16 protein-coding genes and 1 riboswitch are annotated in these 17,298 nt (G+C 49.0%); of the genes, 15 read left to right on the forward strand and 1 reads right to left on the reverse strand.

The window, feature by feature from the left end:
- Positions 1–23: 23 nt before the first annotated feature.
- The gene (gene lplT, locus E2I14_RS11425) at positions 24–1,289 is read right to left on the reverse strand and encodes a lysophospholipid transporter LplT (protein ID WP_133328573.1); all 1,266 of its coding nucleotides are present in this window, start codon (positions 1,287–1,289) and stop codon (positions 24–26) included.
- Between the two features lie 268 nt (positions 1,290–1,557).
- Here lplT and alr point away from each other — a divergent pair, with 268 nt between their 5' ends.
- The 15 genes from alr (at position 1,558) to E2I14_RS11500 (ending at position 16,933) form a co-directional block, all read left to right on the forward strand.
- Positions 1,558–2,661 (forward strand): alanine racemase, encoded by a 1,104-nt coding sequence (gene alr / locus E2I14_RS11430; protein WP_133328575.1) that lies wholly within the window; start codon positions 1,558–1,560, stop codon positions 2,659–2,661.
- A 59-nt stretch (positions 2,662–2,720) separates the two neighbouring features.
- A complete protein-coding gene (gene radA, locus E2I14_RS11435; protein ID WP_133328577.1) occupies positions 2,721–4,097 on the forward strand; it encodes a DNA repair protein RadA in 1,377 nt (458 codons plus the stop codon).
- A 17-nt stretch (positions 4,098–4,114) separates the two neighbouring features.
- Positions 4,115–4,882, forward strand: a complete 768-nt coding sequence (locus E2I14_RS11440) for a hypothetical protein (RefSeq protein WP_133328579.1) — start codon at positions 4,115–4,117, stop codon at positions 4,880–4,882.
- Positions 4,883–5,001: 119 nt separating this feature from the next.
- A complete protein-coding gene (locus E2I14_RS11445; protein ID WP_133328581.1) occupies positions 5,002–5,562 on the forward strand; it encodes an isochorismatase family protein in 561 nt (186 codons plus the stop codon).
- Positions 5,563–5,697: 135 nt separating this feature from the next.
- Positions 5,698–5,962, forward strand: a riboswitch (cobalamin riboswitch).
- Positions 5,963–6,045: 83 nt separating this feature from the next.
- Positions 6,046–8,058 (forward strand): TonB-dependent receptor, encoded by a 2,013-nt coding sequence (locus E2I14_RS11450; protein WP_133328583.1) that lies wholly within the window; start codon positions 6,046–6,048, stop codon positions 8,056–8,058.
- Positions 8,059–8,157: 99 nt separating this feature from the next.
- On the forward strand, positions 8,158–9,192 hold the full coding sequence (locus tag E2I14_RS11455; RefSeq protein WP_133328585.1) for a FecCD family ABC transporter permease: 1,035 nt from the start codon (positions 8,158–8,160) through the stop codon (positions 9,190–9,192).
- A 23-nt stretch (positions 9,193–9,215) separates the two neighbouring features.
- Complete coding sequence (locus E2I14_RS11460) at positions 9,216–9,998, forward strand: ABC transporter ATP-binding protein (RefSeq protein ID WP_133328587.1); 783 nt, start codon at positions 9,216–9,218, stop codon at positions 9,996–9,998.
- Positions 9,999–10,039: 41 nt separating this feature from the next.
- Complete coding sequence (cobT, locus tag E2I14_RS11465) at positions 10,040–11,074, forward strand: nicotinate-nucleotide--dimethylbenzimidazole phosphoribosyltransferase (RefSeq protein ID WP_133328589.1); 1,035 nt, start codon at positions 10,040–10,042, stop codon at positions 11,072–11,074.
- A gap of 50 nt (positions 11,075–11,124) precedes the next feature.
- Positions 11,125–11,952, forward strand: coding sequence for an adenosylcobinamide-GDP ribazoletransferase (locus E2I14_RS11470; protein ID WP_133328591.1), 828 nt, complete (start codon positions 11,125–11,127; stop codon positions 11,950–11,952).
- Between the two features lie 12 nt (positions 11,953–11,964).
- Positions 11,965–12,543: an alpha-ribazole phosphatase family protein gene (gene cobC, locus E2I14_RS11475; protein ID WP_133328593.1), complete on the forward strand. Its 579-nt coding sequence runs from the start codon at positions 11,965–11,967 to the stop codon at positions 12,541–12,543.
- A 20-nt stretch (positions 12,544–12,563) separates the two neighbouring features.
- Positions 12,564–13,208 (forward strand): cob(I)yrinic acid a,c-diamide adenosyltransferase, encoded by a 645-nt coding sequence (gene cobO, locus E2I14_RS11480; protein ID WP_133328595.1) that lies wholly within the window; start codon positions 12,564–12,566, stop codon positions 13,206–13,208.
- A gap of 36 nt (positions 13,209–13,244) precedes the next feature.
- A complete protein-coding gene (gene cobU, locus E2I14_RS11485) occupies positions 13,245–13,802 on the forward strand; it encodes a bifunctional adenosylcobinamide kinase/adenosylcobinamide-phosphate guanylyltransferase (protein ID WP_133328597.1) in 558 nt (185 codons plus the stop codon).
- Between the two features lie 63 nt (positions 13,803–13,865).
- Positions 13,866–14,750: a cobalamin-binding protein gene (locus tag E2I14_RS11490; RefSeq protein ID WP_133328599.1), complete on the forward strand. Its 885-nt coding sequence runs from the start codon at positions 13,866–13,868 to the stop codon at positions 14,748–14,750.
- Between the two features lie 52 nt (positions 14,751–14,802).
- Positions 14,803–16,290, forward strand: coding sequence for a cobyric acid synthase (locus E2I14_RS11495; RefSeq protein WP_133328601.1), 1,488 nt, complete (start codon positions 14,803–14,805; stop codon positions 16,288–16,290).
- Between the two features lie 121 nt (positions 16,291–16,411).
- Positions 16,412–16,933: a TlpA family protein disulfide reductase gene (locus E2I14_RS11500; protein WP_133328603.1), complete on the forward strand. Its 522-nt coding sequence runs from the start codon at positions 16,412–16,414 to the stop codon at positions 16,931–16,933.
- Positions 16,934–17,298: the final 365 nt, after the last annotated feature.

Below are 17,298 nucleotides of genomic sequence, written 5' to 3' on the forward strand. Positions count from 1 at the left end.
GTAGGTAATTGGTCTTGAGCAGCTTAATCACAGCCGTGTTTGTGCTCGCCGATCAAGGAGAGCGAATCATGTTCGCGCTGATTGGCCCAATGCCGAGTCATGACAAACAAGGTCGTCGTCGAAACGAACAAGCCAAATAGAACGATGATGATGTTGATGTGTAAATCGAGTTTTACCATCAAGGTATAAATCCCCATCATGATTAAAATCGAGACATTCTCATTAAAGTTTTGTACCGAAATCGAATGACCAGCACTCATTAACACATGACCGCGATGCTGCAACAAGGCATTCATCGGCACGACAAAAATTCCAGCCAAGGCGCCGATCAACACCAGCAGTGGATAAGCAATCCAGACCGAATTTACCATCGTCATTGACATCACCACCACGCCCATGGCAACGCCATAAGGCATAACGCTCAGTGATTTTTTGAGCGGAATATAACGACCCGCAGCATAAGCGCCGAGCGCAATGCCAAGTGCCGAAATAGCGGGAATAGAAGCCGCTTTATCCAACGGCAAATGCAGCGAAACAGTGGCCCAGTGGATTACCAAAAATTGCAATACCGCGCCGGCGCCCCAAAACAATGTTGTGATGCCTAGCGTGATTTGGCCTAGTTTGTCGCTCCAGAGCGCAGTGCAGCAGTGGGTGAAATCGCTGATTAATTTGATTGGATTGGTCGCTTGTTTTTTGTAGCGCGCGCCAGTGTCGGGGATGAATAAGTTAAACAATAAAGCGACGATGTAAATCATCATAATGATGGTCAGCGCGGCTTCTAGCGGGCTGCGATCAAAGTAGTTGATGATGGGCAGATTGAGTAAGCGGGTCGCAACCAGCGGGTTGATTAATACGCCACCCAAACCGGTTCCTAAAATAATGGATGCGACAGTTAAGCCTTCGACCCAACCATTGGCTGCGACTAATTTTTCAGGTGGGAGTAATTCGGTCAAGATGCCGTATTTGGCGGGTGAATAAGCCGCTGCGCCGATACCTGCAACGCCATACGCGATTAATGGATGCACATCAAAAAACATCAAGCTGCAGCCGGATATTTTGATTAGATTGGTGATGAACATCACTCGGCCCTTCGGCATCGAGTCAGAAAATGCGCCGACGAATGCGGCCAGCAGAACGTAGGACGCGACAAAAAAGAATTTGAGCATCGGGGTCATCCAGCCCGGAGCGTCAATTGTCTTTAATGCAAAGATGGCGGCGATGAGTAGGGTGCTATCAGCGAGCGAAGAGAAAAACTGCGCGCTCATGATGGTATAGAAACCACGCTTCATATTTTAATAATCTCGATTCTGCGAATATTCGTCGGCTGCTTTTATACCATGAAAACCAGCTTAAAAATACAGAAAGCGCCCAAATGTCCGGTCACTGATTTCAAATTCCTAGCAAAGTAAATGTCAATTTATTATCTAAATAAGCGCGAGAAGCGCTTTTTCTAGATTGAGCTGAAACGGTATGCGCAGGCGAATGTATAGCTCGGTTAAAATAGATGGCTACTTTTCATTATTTTGCTAACGCTGATCTGACTGATTTGACTTACCTATGCCAAGACCAATAGCCGCCCACATTCATTTATCCGCCTTAACTCACAACTACAACGTCGCACGTCAACATGCTGGCTCCGCCAAAGTCTGGGCAGTCGTCAAAGCTAACGCGTATGGACATGGCTTACACAACGCCGTGCAAGCATTTGCCCATGCAGACGGACTAGCTTTAGTGGAAGTCGATAACGCGATCAAATTACGCGAACTGGGTTGGACTAAACCGATACTATTATTGGAGGGTTTTTTTCACGGCGACGATTTGCACACCGTGCAGCAGCATCAGTTCGACATTGCTGTGCATTGCAACGAGCAAATTGAACACCTAGAACAAGCTAAGTTGTCGGTGGATGGCGAATCTAGCATTATTAAAGTGCATCTAAAAATCAACGGCGGTATGAATCGCTTGGGATTTAAACCCGAAGCGGTAGCTGCGGCTTACCAGCGACTCAGCGCAATTGCTGCGGTAAAAGTGGTTGATTTAACTATGCATTTCGCCAATGCTGATGACGAGCACAATGCGCGCTTGCCCATGGCCGAACAAATGCGTCGTTTTGAATTAGCGAAAGCGTCGTTAGGTGAGATTAAGTTGGAAGCTAGCGTGTCCAATTCTGCGGCGAATTTGCTCAAACACGATTTACCCAATAGCTGGGTACGCGCTGGCATCATGATTTATGGCGCATCGCCTCTGCCTGCGAGCGCGGCGGAATTAGATTTATTGCCAGCGATGACGTTGCGCAGCGAATTGATCGCGATCCAAGAAATTGCAGCGGGCGAGGCGGTCGGTTACGGCAGTCGTTTCGTTGCGCCAAAGCCGATGCGCATTGGCGTGATCGCCTGCGGTTATGCTGACGGCTACCCGCGCCATGCGGTGGATGGCACGCCGATTTTGGTTAATGGCGTTCGTACCGCTTTGGTCGGTCGCGTGTCGATGGATATGATTACCGTGGATGTGACTGCTATTTCCGACGCGAAAGTCGGCTCCGAAGTCATCATGTGGGGGCAGGGCTTGCCGATTGATGAAGTGGCACAATCTTCTGGAACCATAGGCTACGAATTAATGTGCGCGATTACAGGTCGAGTAAAACTGATTACCGAAGTTTAATTAATAAATTTACTCCCGTTTTATCAGCACGACTTCACTAGGATTGAATGACGCAAGTTATGGCAAAAGTTAAAACCAATTACAGTTGCACCGAATGCGGTTACATCGCCAATAAATGGGCCGGACAGTGTTCTTCCTGTGGACAATGGAATACCTTGGTGGAAAGCGTGGTCGATGTGGGTGGCGGCAATCGTTATTCGCAAACACCGCAAAGCTTGGCGCAAACCGCTCCGGTTTTACAGTTGTCCGAAATTGACGCCTTAGAAGTGCCGCGGTTTACCACTGGAATTGAAGAGTTTGATCGCGTCTTGGGCGGCGGTTTGGTCGCTGGCGGTGTGGTGTTAATCGGCGGCGATCCGGGGATAGGTAAATCGACTTTGCTGCTGCAAGCCTTGGCCGCTACGGCAAAAGACAAACGTGTTTTGTACGTTAGCGGTGAAGAGTCCGGCGCGCAGATTGCATTGCGTTCCAAGCGTTTAGGGGTTGAGACGTCGGAATTAAAACTCCAAGCCGAAATCCAGCTTGAGAAAATCCTCTCAACGTTAGTACAACACAAGCCGCAAGTCGTGGTGATTGATTCCATCCAAACCATGTATTCTGACGCGCTCAGTTCCGCGCCCGGTTCGGTGGCGCAAGTGCGTGAATGCGCGGCGCAATTAACTCGTGCGGCTAAGTTATCCGACATCACCATCATCATGGTGGGACATGTAACCAAAGAGGGCGCCTTAGCGGGGCCGCGCGTGTTGGAGCACATCGTTGATACCGTGCTGTATTTTGAAGGCGATACCCATTCCAGCTTCCGCTTGGTACGCGCGATTAAAAACCGTTTTGGTGCAGTGAATGAACTGGGCGTGTTTGCCATGACTGAGCGCGGTTTAAAAGGTGTATCTAATCCTTCCGCTCTATTCTTATCACAGCATGACACGCCAGTTCCCGGCGCTTGCGTGATGGTGACCCAGGAGGGTACTCGTCCGTTGCTGGTTGAAATTCAAGCGCTGGTGGATGCTTCGCACGCACCTAATGCGCGTCGCTTATCAGTCGGTTTAGAGCAAAATCGATTGGCGATGTTATTGGCCGTTTTGCATCGCCACGCAGGGATTGCCGCATTCGATCAAGACGTTTTTATCAATGCCGTTGGTGGCGTCAAGATTGTTGAACCTGCAGCCGATTTGGCGGTGCTCATGGCAATTCATTCGTCGATGCGTAATCGTCCCTTGCCGCGTGGTTTGGTGGTGTTTGGTGAAGTCGGTTTGGCGGGTGAAATTCGTCCAGCACCGCGTGGACAAGAACGATTAAAAGAAGCGGCTAAGTTGGGTTTTTCGATTGCCTTAATCCCCAAGGCGAATGCACCGAAACAGCCGATTGAAGGTTTGCAAATTGTTGCGGTTGATCGGATTGATCAAGCGCTGAGTAAATTACGTGAGTTAGACGAATAAAATATTAAGGATTAGAAATGCCATTTTTAGGTTTAGGTCTGCATATTTTTGTGGCGATATTTTTTGCGATTCACGCGATCCGTTCGGGGCGCGAATTGTATTGGTTATTGATTTTATTTATGTTCCCCTTGCTCGGTAGCGTGGTGTATTTCTTTGCGATTTTTTTGCCAGAAATCCGCAGCAACGGCCACGTACAACAAGGCTTGCGCAAAGTCACCAATGCCGCCGTCAATAGCATCGATCCAGGTCGTGAGTTGCGCGAAGCGAAAGCAGCATTTGACTTTACCCCGACCGCGCAAAACCAATGGCGTTATGCCGACGCTTTATTGGCAGCCGATCAAGTTGCCGAAGCGGTGCAGCAGTTTGAGCAATGCTTGCAAGGCCCGTTTGCCAACGATTTAGAAATTCAATTTGCCGCTGCTAATGCACAGTTTCGCTTCCAGCAGTTTGATAAAGCATTGAATTTATTGCTGGCCATACGCTCACAAAGTACAACATTCCGCGCTGAGGCTGTGACGTTATTGTTAGCTCGCAGCTTTGCAGCGCAAGGTAAAAATGGTGAAGCCAAAGTGGAATTTGAAGACGCGGTAGTGCGCTTTGGTAGTGTCTCAGCCAAAGCCGAATATGCCATTTGGGCGGCGCAGCAAGGCGATTTGACGACAGCTCAGAAGTTGCGCGCCGAATTGGATGAACTGAAAAAACATTGGAATAAAAATTCGCGCGCGCAGTATTTGCCGCTATTGTCCAAATTGGACGAAGTGTTGCAAGTTCAGAAAGCTAATTAATTGCAGCAATTCACGCTTTGGTAAAAATCGATCGATACTCTCAATTTAGACATAGCCAGCACGCGCAGTAATCGGCTAGGATAGTTGTTCCAAGGTAATATTAATCAAGGAAATCTAACATGAGCAAACTCGCCGACGCCGAAAATTCGATCTTGGTCGTAATCGATTTCCAAGAAAAGCTCATGCCTGCGATCGATCAGGGCGAACGAGTGGCACAGCGGGCGTCGATTTTGGCGCAAGTCGCCCAAATGTTAGAAATCCCCATCGTGGCTACCGAGCAGCAACCGCAGCGGCTTGGCAGCAGTTTGCCCAACTTGGCAGCCTTGTTTTCCACCACGATTGCGAAAAGTAGTTTTAACGCTTGCGACGAGGCGGATTTTTTATCCACTCTAGATCTACTGCGCGAAAAATCTTGGCGCCAAGACTTGTGTATTGTCGGCTGCGAAGCTCATGTGTGCGTCTTGCAGACAGTGTTAGGGCTATTGGAGCGCGGCTGGAAAGTGAAGCTAGTTGCCGACGCGGTTGGTTCTCGCCTCGATTCCAATAAAAATTTGGCACTGCAACGCGCAGCGGCCAATGGAGCGGAAATCGTCAGCTCCGAAATGATGATTTTCGAATGGCTGCGCGACGCCGATCATCCTAATTTCCGCGATATTCTCAAGTTGATCAAACCGCTGTAAGGGCGATTGGTTAATCATCAATGCTATCTTTGTTAATCTCCTTGTAAGTTTTTCAACCGCTGCTATTGTCCAAGTAGCGCTTGACGCAGGCCCGTGAAATATCCCGACTTAGCTTGCTGTTAGGCATGACACGCATTAGAATGGCGCAGTTTTGGTGCTCACCGGCATGATCATGTCGGTAGTTAAACGGGAAACATCCGTAGTCGTAGTGAGATTGATCACGTCAATTTCAGCTCAAAAATCGACATACGCACGTGTGCTGCCCCCGCAACGGTAACAAATGTCGCCACAGTTTTCGGCGACCAGCTTTCTCTCTAAACCACTGTGTCGAAGCATGACATGGGAAGGTAAGAAAGTGACATTTGTGAGCCCGGATACCGGCCAAAATAGGTGATGCGCTGCGATTGGTTCGAGAACCAATCGCAGCGCATCGTTCAACCCAGCTTACGGGACGTTGGCTGGTTGCCCTTTACTTGGTTCTCTATGACTTTCTCTTTTTTATCCCGCAGTGCAGCGAATGGCTTCGCCTTTCCGCTCGCTAAGCCACGTTCGTTGGTATTGGCTCTGGTTTGTGTATTTTCTGGTTTTTCAGGCGGCGCGCGCGCTGATTCGGATGTGGGTTCGGCGTTAAGTCCGGACGATTTTGATCCGGTTGTTATTACTGGATCGCGTTTTGCCAGTGCTGCTGAGTTAGCGCCGATTGGTGCAACTGTTATTAGTGCATCCGAAATTCGGAATGCCGGAATTGACAACGTGAACGAAGCAGTCCGCAAACTTGCTGGCGTTTATGGTCGCCAGAGTTTGTACGGAACCGATGATTTCGATCTCGATATGAATGGTTTTGGATCAGCTAGCGCCAATAATTTAGTTGTCTTTGTCGATGGCGTGCGTATCTCGGAAAATGAACAGTCTGTCGCGCTGCTGTCCACTATCCCAATTGAGTCGGTAGCGCGGGTTGAAATTATTCGCAGCGGAAGCAGCGTTTTATATGGCGACGGTGCGACCGGTGGTGTCATTCAAGTTATTACTAAACAGTTGGGTGCAAGTCCATTTAATGGCTCGGTTTTCACTGAGGCTGGTCAGTTCAATAGTCGCGTCGGACGCGCAATGTTGGCTAAAGGCGGAGATGGGTTTAATGCCATCCTTAATGTGAGCGAGTCCAAAACGGATAACTACCGCGTTAATAATGGCGTAACACAGAAAAATGCCAGCCTTGCTTTGACTTGGTATTCGACCACTGGAAGAGCTGGACTGCGCGCCGATTTCGCGCGCACTGACTCTGGTTTAGCTGGCTCTCTGAGTTTGGCGCAGTTTGAGCAAGATCCGCATCAGGCCTCAACACCGACCAACAGCTCCTCCCGCTCCAATGACCGTTACACAGCTTTCATCGAGCAAACCTTTGGTACGTGGCAGGTTGCTGGAGAACTTTCTACCCGCGAGAAGGATACCAATTCGGCTTATTACGGTAATTCCCGTTATTCTGGCCGACAAACTCAATTCACACCGCGTTTGCGCAACTTGGCGGAAAGCGACAATATTTCTAACGAATTCGTTGCAGGTTTGGATCTTATTAACTGGAATCGTCAAACCAATAGTATTTATTCCTTAGGTTACGCCACTCAAAGATCGCGCGCTGTGTATGTGCGCGATGAAATCAGGGTTGATCAATTGCGGGTAGCCGCTGGTTTGCGCCGCGAGATATTCGATAAGAGTTCATCCGATCCATTAAACAGCGATAACTATTCCATCGCTCAAGCAGTGAACGCTTGGGAGTTACAGACTAGTTACGCTTTTACTCCGGTCGTTAATGTGTTTGCCAAGGCTGGCCAGAGCTACCGCGTTGCTAACGTGGATGACAATAGTTTGACTCCGATAGCCGACACAGCTTTGCTGCCACAGTTGTCGCATGATTTGGAGATTGGCACAACCGTTGGCGATGCATCGCGCAAAGTGACAGCACGTTTTTTTCAACACGATTTGACGAATGAAATTTATTACAATCCAGTGCTTATCGTAGCTGGCTCTCAATTTCCCGGCGCTAATGTCAATCTTGATCCGACTCGTCGCCGTGGCTTTGCGGTTGAGGGAAAAATGCAGTTATCCCAGCAGTTGCGTGTAACGGCTCAAGCCCAGCATGTTAATGCCGTGTTCACTAGCGGCGTATATCAGGGCAATGAAATGATATTGGTTCCTAAAAATACAGTTTCGGCCTATTTAAATTGGGTACCCGGCGATGGGCAAACGGCCTACCTCGGTACTCAGTGGATCGATAGCCAACGTTATGGAGGCGATTTTTTAAATACCTGCTCTGCGTTGATTCCTTCGCACGCGACTTTGGATGCGCGCTATTCCAAAACTTTCGGCGCGTGGGAAGCCTCAGTAGGTGGAACAAATTTAGCCAATAAACAGTATTTCACTAACGCGTATGCTTGTCTTGGTGCGGTATATCCAGATAACGGGCGCCAGTTAAAAGCTTCACTGCGGTATAGCTTTTAATTAGTTTGTTTAATCATCGGCCTGACTTGGTTGTGAATATTTGTCAGGCCGTATGAATTTTAACGATATATTTTTTATTGATTTTTTCGTCAGGCATCCGTGATCTTCACCCACCAATATTCTGCGCGCCGCACCTACGCAATTTTAGCGATCCTAGGATTGCTCGCCTTGCTATGCATCGCGTTAGCGTGTTGTTTGGGTTCGGTGTCGTTGTCATTGGCTGAGTTGTTGACCGCGTCAGCAGAATTGATTCGTGGTGAGCCGAGTAGCATGAGCGCTACGTTGCTTGAGCTGCGTTTACATCGTGCGCTCGCGGGATTTGTTACTGGTGGCACCTTGGCTTTGGCCGGCGTATTAATGCAAGCATTGTTGCGCAATCCTTTGGCTGAGCCGTATGTGTTGGGCGTGTCAGGCGGCGCGGCAGTGGGCGCTTTGTTGGCAATGTTGCTTTGTAGCGTTGCTTGGATTATCGATGTGGCGGCCTTTGCTGGTGCTGCTTTGGTAGCGAGCCTGTTATTTATGCTGGCTTACAACGATTTCAAAGGAAGCGGAAGTTCGCAAGGCACGGTCACGACGTTGCTATTAACTGGCGTCATTGTTGGTTCTGGTTGCATGGCGATTATTTCCTTGATTCTTTCGATCTCACCCGATGGTCAATTGCGTAGCATGGTGTTTTGGCTGATTGGTGATTTATCGGGTGCTGAATTGCGTTACGTGCCTTGGGTGATTATGTTGGCTGTTTTAGCTTATTGCATCAAGTTGGCACGGGTGATTAATGTGGCGGCGTTGTATTCGGATGGTGCTAGTACTTTGGGGATTTCGGTCGGACGGCTGAGAAAGATTTTGTTCTTTTGTGCGGCGCTGTTGACAGCCAGTGCGGTCAGTAATGCCGGTAGCATCGGTTTTGTCGGCTTGGTGATGCCACATGCTTGTCGCTTTGCTTGGGGGCCTGATCACCGTTTATTGATTCCCGCATCCTGTATTGCAGGTGGCAGTTTTGTCGTGCTGGCCGATGCCTTAGCGCGCACGATTGCCGCGCCCCAGCAATTGCCCGTGGGTGTCATTACGGCCTTGATCGGTGTGCCGTTATTTCTCGTTCAGTTGCACCAACAACGTCGGCATTATTTGCCTTAATCACTGGATTGATCTGACTCTCTATGCAATTACAAGTCACCAATTTATCGCTCGCCATCGGCTCCAAGCCGCTAATCCGTCATCTGGATTGGCGAGTAAATCCGGGCGAATGTTGGTGCATTATTGGCCGCAATGGCGCGGGTAAAACGACTTTGCTGCGCAGCTTGGCGGGCTTAAACGAATTGCCGCGTGATGCCGGCGACATTGCGATTAATTGCCAGCGTTTGCGTAACTGGTCGTTGTTGGAGTTAGCCAAAGTCCGTTCCTATCTTGCCCAAGGTCGTAACGATGTCTTTGCCTACCCAGCGATCGAAACCGTGATGGCCGCGCGCCATCCGTATAACGATGGCAATTACTGGGAGTCGAGCGAAGATGTCGCTATGGCCCAAGCTGCGCTGGCCGAATTAGATGTGGCCGACTTAGCGCATCGCGATGTACGCAGTTTGTCAGGCGGAGAGCGCCAGCGGGTGGCAATTGCGGCCTTGTTAGCGCAAGACGCGGAGTTGATGTTGTTGGATGAGCCGACCAATTCCTTAGATTTAGCGCATCAAGTCAGTGTGATGCAATTATTTTCAGAACGCTGTACGAAGCAAAAAAAATCTGTCTTGGTCGTCAGCCACGATCTGAATTTGGCCTATGGCATGGCCACTCATGCGTTGTTGATGATGGACGATGGACAATGGATAACCGGTCAAGTCGCTGAGGTAATGAACGCAGCTAATTTGAGCCGATGTTTGGGTTATCCGATAGAGCAGATTCAACATGGTGACCGAACATTGTTTTTGCCCTTGCAGTCGATTTCGTAAATTGCTCTTTCGAACTTCTAATTTCTTTCTTCTAAAATTCTATGCAAATCCCCCACATTGAAACGACCCAATCGGCTGAGTTGTCGGCTTTATTAGACGCGGCGATCAACAATAAAACCAAACCGCTAGGTAGCTTGGGAACGTTGGAAAAAGTCGCCAAACATATTGGATTGATTCAGCAAACCGCACAGCCAACGTTGACCAAGCCAGCCATGTTTGTCTTCGCTGGTGATCACGGTGTCGTTGCGGAAAATATTTCGGCCTATCCGCAAAGCGTTACTTGGCAAATGGTCGAGAACTTTTTAGCAAAAGGTGCGGCGATTAATGTGTTTGCGGGTCAACATGATTTTGATTTAAAAGTGGTGGACGCAGGCGTCAATCATGACTTTGGCGCGCGCGACGGTTTGATCGATAAAAAGGTCGCACCCAGCACCCAAAACTTTGCCCAGCAAGCAGCGATGACTGCCGAGCAATGCCAACTGGCGATGCAGCATGGCGCTGATTTAGTTAGCGCGAGTGCTGCAAATATTGTCGGCTTTGGTGAAATGGGTATCGGCAATACGACTTCTGCTGCAGCGTTGATGCATAAGCTTTCTGGTATTTCATTGAGCGCTTGCGTGGGCGCCGGAACTGGTTTGAACGCTGATGGAATTCGGCATAAACAGCGCGTATTGGAAGCAGCAGTTGAATTTCACCACGCCGCAAAAACTCCCTTGCAAGTGTTGGCAACCTTTGGTGGTTTTGAAATCGCGATGATGACTGGTGCGATGCTCCAAGCGGCTAAACTCCGTAAGGTGATTTTGGTCGATGGATTTATTTGCACCAGCGCTTTATTGGTCGCTGCCAAGTTGCAGCCGAGTAGTTTGGATTATTGCGTTTTTTCGCATTGCTCTGACGAGAGCGGACATAAGGCGATGCTGGAATATTTAGGCGCGCAGCCTTTGCTAAACTTGGGCTTGCGATTAGGCGAGGGCACTGGTTCAGCCTTGGCGTTCCCCTTAGTGCACTCTGCCGTTAAGTTTTTGTGTGAAATGGCGACCTTTGAGTCGGCGCAAGTAAGTGAAAAATCGGAATAATCCCAGTGGCTCAGGATTGGTAAGTTGGTTTCCTGTTCAACTTTAAGGCCATGGAAAATAATCTCACCCCATCCAATCCAATAAGTAAAGCACGCGCTTGGTTGTTACACCAAGTGCGGCTTTTTTTTATAGCCTTGCAATTTTTCACCCGCATTCAAATCCCCGGTTGGGTCGGATTTGAAGAGCAATGGCTGCATCAGGCATCCCGCTATTTTGTATTGGTTGGCACATTGATTGGTGCATTAGGCGCAGCGATGTATTTTGTTTGCTCCCTCTTGTTGCCGCAAATGGTTGCGGTTTTGCTGTCCACGATTTTTACGATTTATCTGACTGGCGCTTTTCATGAAGATGGCTTTGCCGATGTGTGTGATGGTTTTGGCGGCACGGTAACTGCTGAACGCACGCTAGAAATCATGAAAGATTCGCGCATTGGTGCGTATGGTGCAATTGGGATTACGTTGATGTTGGCGCTCAAATGCAGCGCATTGTTTTATCTACCGAGTTCGGCAGTGATGGTAGCTTTAGTGTTAGGGCACCCATTGTCGCGCCTTGCATCAACGGCGTTAATTTGGTCGTTGAATTATGTGCGTGCAGAAGGCAAAGCCAAGCCTTTGGCGCAGCACATGAGCACGGGAGAATTTGCAACGGCAGTTGTATGCGCAATGCTGCCGGTTGTTGTCGTTCTGTATTGGGGTTGGATTAGTTGGCTCAGCTTAGCTTGCGGATTGCTTGGCGTGATCGTTAGTGCGATATGGATGGCGCGCGTATTTGTTCGGCGGATTGGCGGTTATACCGGTGATTGTCTAGGCGCGGTGCAGCAGTTGACTGAAGTGTTTTTCTATCTAGGTATCCTTTCCTCGCTACGCATTGGGTTTTGAGTGGAGATCGCCATGCGACTTTTTTTGATTCGCCATCCGCAACCTATCATTGCAAAAGGACTTTGCTATGGGCGCACTGATTTGGATGTGACTGACGCTGAGGTTAAACAGGTCGCTGAGCGGCTCATCAGTGATTTACCGCGCAAGGCAGCCCTTTATTCCAGCCCGCTGCAACGTTGCGCCAAATTAGCACAATATTTGGCCTATCAATTTCCAACGCCTAAGTTCGATGCGCGTTTAGTTGAAATGGATTTTGGTCTTTGGGAAATGCAGGCGTGGGACGCGATTGAACGCGCTGAAATCGATGCGTGGGCCGCTAACCCAATTCATTATTCGGTTGGCGGTGGTGAGACGGTATTGCAAATGGCGCAACGAGTTTCGGACTTTTATACCGACTTGCTGCGCTGGCATCAACATGAGCTGAACGAGGTAATCGTCATTTGCCACGCCGGCACAATTCGTATGTTGCAAGCCTGTGCGTTAGCAAACAATGCCGAACAAGTTGCGCTCAGTGCTGCCACTACAACCGAGTCGGTGGACTATGGAAATCACGTGATCGTGAATATTTCCAACAACATGAAAATAGATTGATTTATCTTCGAAAGAATTTTATGCGCCAAGAAAGCGACAACGTTGACAACTCAAACCACGATCAAGCTGGCATCAATGAACGCCACCGCAATCGTATGGTGAAAGCAAAACAAATCATCGACGCCAAAATCGAACAAGCTCAGCGCAAAGCAGGATTGATTGTCATCACCACAGGTAACGGCAAGGGCAAAAGCTCGTCCGGTTTTGGCATGGTGATTCGCGCCATGGGTAATGGTATGAAGGCGGTGGTGGTGCAGTTTATTAAAGGTGCGATGTCCACCGGCGAGGAAAAATTTTTGCAGCGTTTTCCGAATGAAGTGAGCTTTCATGTGATGGGCGAAGGCTATACCTGGGAAACCCAAAATCGTGAACGCGATATTGAAAAAGCCGAAGCCGCTTGGAAAATATGCCAGCAGTATTTGTCCGATCCAACGGTGGATTTAATCTTGTTGGACGAACTTAACATCGCTTTGAAATACCATTATTTAGACGTAAACAACGTGATCGCCGATCTGCAAGCCAGACCTGCAATGCAGCACGTCATCATAACCGGTCGTGGCGCATTGCCTGAGTTAATCGCAATTGCCGATACCGTCACAGAGATGCAAGAAGTTAAACATGCGTTTCAAAATGGCATCGTCGCGCAAGCGGGGATCGAATGGTAGCGCGGGCCGCACATCACTAAATGGGGGAGTAATCAGATGACCCGTAGCTTTATTTTAGGTGGTGCACGTTCCGGCAAAAGCAGCTATGCCGAACAACTCGCTGCCCAGTCGGGCAAAGAAGTGGTGTATATCGCCACAGGGCAAGCATACGACGCCGAGATGCAGCAGCGCATTGAACATCACCAGCAGCGCCGCCCGCAACAATGGCAATTGGTCGAACAGCCGATAGCCTTAGCGCAAGCCATACAGCAATGGTGTGCGCCAGAGCGCATCGTTTTGGTCGATTGCTTGACCTTATGGTTATCCAATCTACTGTTTGCCGAGCGCGTTGATTATCCAGAAGTTGGATTGATTGAAATGCCGCCATTATTTATCGAGCAGCGCGGATTGTTTTTGGATTCTCTTGCAAGTCTGAATGGCGACCTCATCATCGTCTCGAATGAAGTGGGATTAGGTGTTGTTCCGTTCGGTGCGGTGTCGCGTTGTTATGTGGACGAAGCGGGGCGTTTAAATCAAGAAGTCGCTAAGCGTTGTGAGAACGTTGTATTGGTCACCGCCGGATTGCCATTGGTGCTAAAAGGTAGCGCAGCTTAATTGCAATTGCCTAGCTTCGATCACTTTTTTCGGAATAAATGTTACCCAAGGATGTAATTGAAAATGAATAAAATTAATGTGTTTGTGATGGTGATGCTTAGCCTAGTTGCACAAGCGACCTTGGCTGCAATCAGTGTCAAAGACGACGAAGGCGCAGAAGTGACGCTAAAGCAGCCGGCGCAGCGGATTATTTCGATGGCGCCACACGCGACCGAATTGCTATTTGCCGCAGGCGGCGGGAGTCGTATTGTGGGGGCAGTGAGCTACAGCGACTACCCAGAAGCGGCCAAAAAAATTCCTAATATTGGTGACAACCGTGACGTGGATGTGGAGCGAATTATTGCGTTGAAGCCGGATTTAATCGTCGTATGGCGACACGGCAGTTCCGATAAACAAGTAGCGCAATTGCGCAAATTAGGCATCCCGCTGTTTTACAGCGAACCGGCCCAGTTACAAGATATTCCCGCTAGCGTCGTCAAGCTCGGTAAGTTGATGGGCACTGAGCGCGAAGCCAATCCAGTGGCAGCCGATTTGCAAAAAACACTCAAAGCGTTAACCGATAAATACGCTGGACGCGCGCCGGTGACGGTGTTTTATCAAGTTTGGGATAAGCCTTTGTATACGCTCAGCGGTGAGCATATTGTGAGCGAAGCGATTCGTGTTTGTGGTGGCGTCAATATTTTCGCTGACATGAAAGTCACAGCGCCCACTGTCAGCATTGAAGCAGTGATTGCCCGCAATCCAGAGGCGATTATTGGCACATCAGAAAAAAATCCTTCCGACGGCGGCGTGGCGATATGGAAGCGTTATCCAGCGATGTTGGCAGTCAAGCGTAATAATTTGTTTTTAGTCGATGGCAATCTGATTAATCGCTCGGGGCCGAGAATGATTGCTGGTACCGCCGAGTTGTGCGAAAAATTAGACATAGCGCGCATCCATCGCAAATAAGGCAAGCATCGTTTTAGCTTGCTCCATGACGAATTCATTTCAGCCGATATCCATGCAATTTCCCTACAAAACTCTAATGGTGCAAGGCACGACATCGGACGCGGGTAAAACGACCGTTGTCGCGGCGCTGTGCCGACTGCTGGCCCGCCAAGGCGTTAAAGTCGTTCCATTCAAACCGCAGAATATGGCCTTGAATAGTGCAGTCACAGCGGATAGTGGAGAAATAGGGCGAGCGCAAGCCCTGCAAGCCCAAGCGGCTGGAATTGCGCCGCACACCGATATGAATCCAGTGTTGCTAAAGCCATCGAGCGACACCGGCGCGCAAATTATTATTCATGGCAAAGCAGTGCTTGATTTAAATGCACGTGATTACCATGAATACAAAACGGTCGCGATGGACGCGGTGCTGGAATCGTACCAGCGGCTTAGCACACAATACGGCAGCATCATTGTTGAAGGGGCGGGAAGTCCGGCGGAGATCAATTTGCGCGACCGCGATATTGCCAATATGGGATTTGCCGAGGCGGTTGATTGTCCGGTTATTTTGGTGGCCGATATTGATCGAGGCGGTGTGTTTGCCCACATTATTGGCACGCTCGCTTGCCTGTCCGAATCCGAGCGCGCACGGATTATTGGCTTCGTGATTAACCGATTTCGCGGCGATATCAGTTTGCTGGAATCGGGCCTAACCTGGCTAGCGCAACAAACTGGGAAGCCGGTTTTAGCTGTTTTACCTTACCTACACGGATTGCATTTGGATGCGGAAGATGCGATTCAAACGGCGCAAGTTGCTAGTGCTAATTTGAACTCTGCTCAAAAGTTTCGCATCGTCGTTCCAGTTATTCCGCGTATTAGTAATCACACTGATTTCGATGTGTTACGCGCACATCCTGAGGTGGATTTGCAATTTATCGGCCCTGGGCAAGTTATCCCTGCGGCCGATTTAATCATTCTGCCGGGTAGCAAAAACACCCGTGCGGATTTGGAATTTTTACGCCAGCACGGATGGGACGCCGCCCTTGGACGCCACTTGCGTTATGGCGGAAAAGTGATTGGAATCTGTGGCGGTTTTCAAATGCTGGGCAAGACAATTGCCGATCCCGATGGCGTGGAAGGAACATCAGGACAATCCGACGGACTGGGCTGGTTTGATCTGCACACGGCAATCGGTGCTGAAAAGCGACTTGCGAACGTAAGCGGGCAGTGTGCTTTTAGCGCCGCCGCAGTTGCTGTGACTGGTTATGAAATCCACATGGGAATATCCACCGGCACCGCCTTAGCTACGCCTGCCTTTTATATCGACGGACGTCCAGAAGGTGCAATTTCGGCGGATGGTCAATTACTGGGCACTTATCTGCACGGTCTGTTCGACCACCCAGACGCCTGCCAAGCATTGCTAACTTGGGCAGGTCTCGGCGCAACGGCCGGTGCAACCAAAGTCGATTTATCCGCCTTGCGTGAAACTAGCTTGGATCGTATTGCCGACGCAGCGCAACCGCTCATGGACGCCTTGTTATCCGAAAAACGCGCGTTTCTATGAACAATTGCAAAATATTTCCGCAAAAAATGTTGAAAAAGAGCATTTTCCCGCTTAATTTTGTAAGATATAGCGAGAAATTTCGACTACTTTACTCATAACGACAACTTAGGGAATAACCGGCATGGATCGACGACAATGGATGCAATTTGCACTGACTAGCGCGTTAAGTTCGAGCGCGGCGATGAGTCCGACATTATTTGCGCAAGATACCAAAGACATTCCTAAACTGACTTTGTCTGGTGTCGATGCCAATGGCAAAAAGATAGAGTTGACGGATTTTTTGGGGAAGACCGTTTTGGTGAGTTTTTTTACCGCTGGTTGCAATCTGTGCTCGCGCGATTTGAAGTTGATGCGTGAATTTTACGTTTCCAATGCTAAGCGCAATTTCGTTTTGTTAGCCGTCAACATTGACCCAACCAAGGCTGATTTTGACCAATATAGTCAGCTCATTTCCTTATCCATTCCCAAAGAACAGCGCTTTCCGATGGTGTGGCGTAATGCTCCAAATCATAAAGATAGTTTTGGCATTATTACTCGTCAGCCCACCCATTTTGTCGTCAGTGCCAAGAACGAATTTATCTTCAAGCGCGAGGGCAGTTTTGAGCCTGAAGATTGGGATAACCTCTGGACTTCGCTGGGTTAATGACCTTTTGAGGGCACACGACCTGGCGATTTAACCGAGATAAAAGTGTGCCTTAGACGACTGGTCTAATTTCAGTTATAATTCGGCTTCAGTCAATTTAATTGCGTAGGCGACTAGATTGCTGTTGGTACTAGTAACAAGGTATTGGTTGAGCAAATTGAAGTGTTTCATTTTAGTTTGCTCAATTTTTTTACTTGATTTCTAGACGACCGGTCTAGTGGGTGGATAAATTTAGTGGCGATAACTTATTTATCATCAATGCGACCGCACATCGAATTGATCACCATTCAAGCACGGGATTCTGGCCTAGCCTAACCATTTGCTTAACATCGCAAATATCGACGATCTTCTTTTAACGAGGTGAA

The sequence above is a fragment of the Sapientia aquatica genome, assembly GCF_004358105.1.
Classification (GTDB): domain Bacteria; phylum Pseudomonadota; class Gammaproteobacteria; order Burkholderiales; family Burkholderiaceae_D; genus Solimicrobium; species Solimicrobium aquaticum.

Excerpts from the sequence above, each read along its gene's own strand:
- lplT (WP_133328573.1), bottom strand. The coding sequence starts at position 1,289 with ATGAAGCGTGGTTTCTATACCATCATGAGCGCGCAGTTTTTCTCTTCG.
- alr (WP_133328575.1), top strand. The coding sequence starts at position 1,558 with ATGCCAAGACCAATAGCCGCCCACATTCATTTATCCGCCTTAACTCAC.
- radA (WP_133328577.1), top strand. The coding sequence starts at position 2,721 with ATGGCAAAAGTTAAAACCAATTACAGTTGCACCGAATGCGGTTACATC.
- E2I14_RS11440 (WP_133328579.1), top strand. The coding sequence starts at position 4,115 with ATGCCATTTTTAGGTTTAGGTCTGCATATTTTTGTGGCGATATTTTTT.
- E2I14_RS11445 (WP_133328581.1), top strand. The coding sequence starts at position 5,002 with ATGAGCAAACTCGCCGACGCCGAAAATTCGATCTTGGTCGTAATCGAT.
- E2I14_RS11450 (WP_133328583.1), top strand. The coding sequence starts at position 6,046 with ATGACTTTCTCTTTTTTATCCCGCAGTGCAGCGAATGGCTTCGCCTTT.
- E2I14_RS11460 (WP_133328587.1), top strand. The coding sequence starts at position 9,216 with ATGCAATTACAAGTCACCAATTTATCGCTCGCCATCGGCTCCAAGCCG.
- cobT (WP_133328589.1), top strand. The coding sequence starts at position 10,040 with ATGCAAATCCCCCACATTGAAACGACCCAATCGGCTGAGTTGTCGGCT.
- E2I14_RS11470 (WP_133328591.1), top strand. The coding sequence starts at position 11,125 with ATGGAAAATAATCTCACCCCATCCAATCCAATAAGTAAAGCACGCGCT.
- cobC (WP_133328593.1), top strand. The coding sequence starts at position 11,965 with ATGCGACTTTTTTTGATTCGCCATCCGCAACCTATCATTGCAAAAGGA.
- cobO (WP_133328595.1), top strand. The coding sequence starts at position 12,564 with ATGCGCCAAGAAAGCGACAACGTTGACAACTCAAACCACGATCAAGCT.
- cobU (WP_133328597.1), top strand. The coding sequence starts at position 13,245 with ATGACCCGTAGCTTTATTTTAGGTGGTGCACGTTCCGGCAAAAGCAGC.
- E2I14_RS11490 (WP_133328599.1), top strand. The coding sequence starts at position 13,866 with ATGAATAAAATTAATGTGTTTGTGATGGTGATGCTTAGCCTAGTTGCA.
- E2I14_RS11495 (WP_133328601.1), top strand. The coding sequence starts at position 14,803 with ATGCAATTTCCCTACAAAACTCTAATGGTGCAAGGCACGACATCGGAC.
- E2I14_RS11500 (WP_133328603.1), top strand. The coding sequence starts at position 16,412 with ATGGATCGACGACAATGGATGCAATTTGCACTGACTAGCGCGTTAAGT.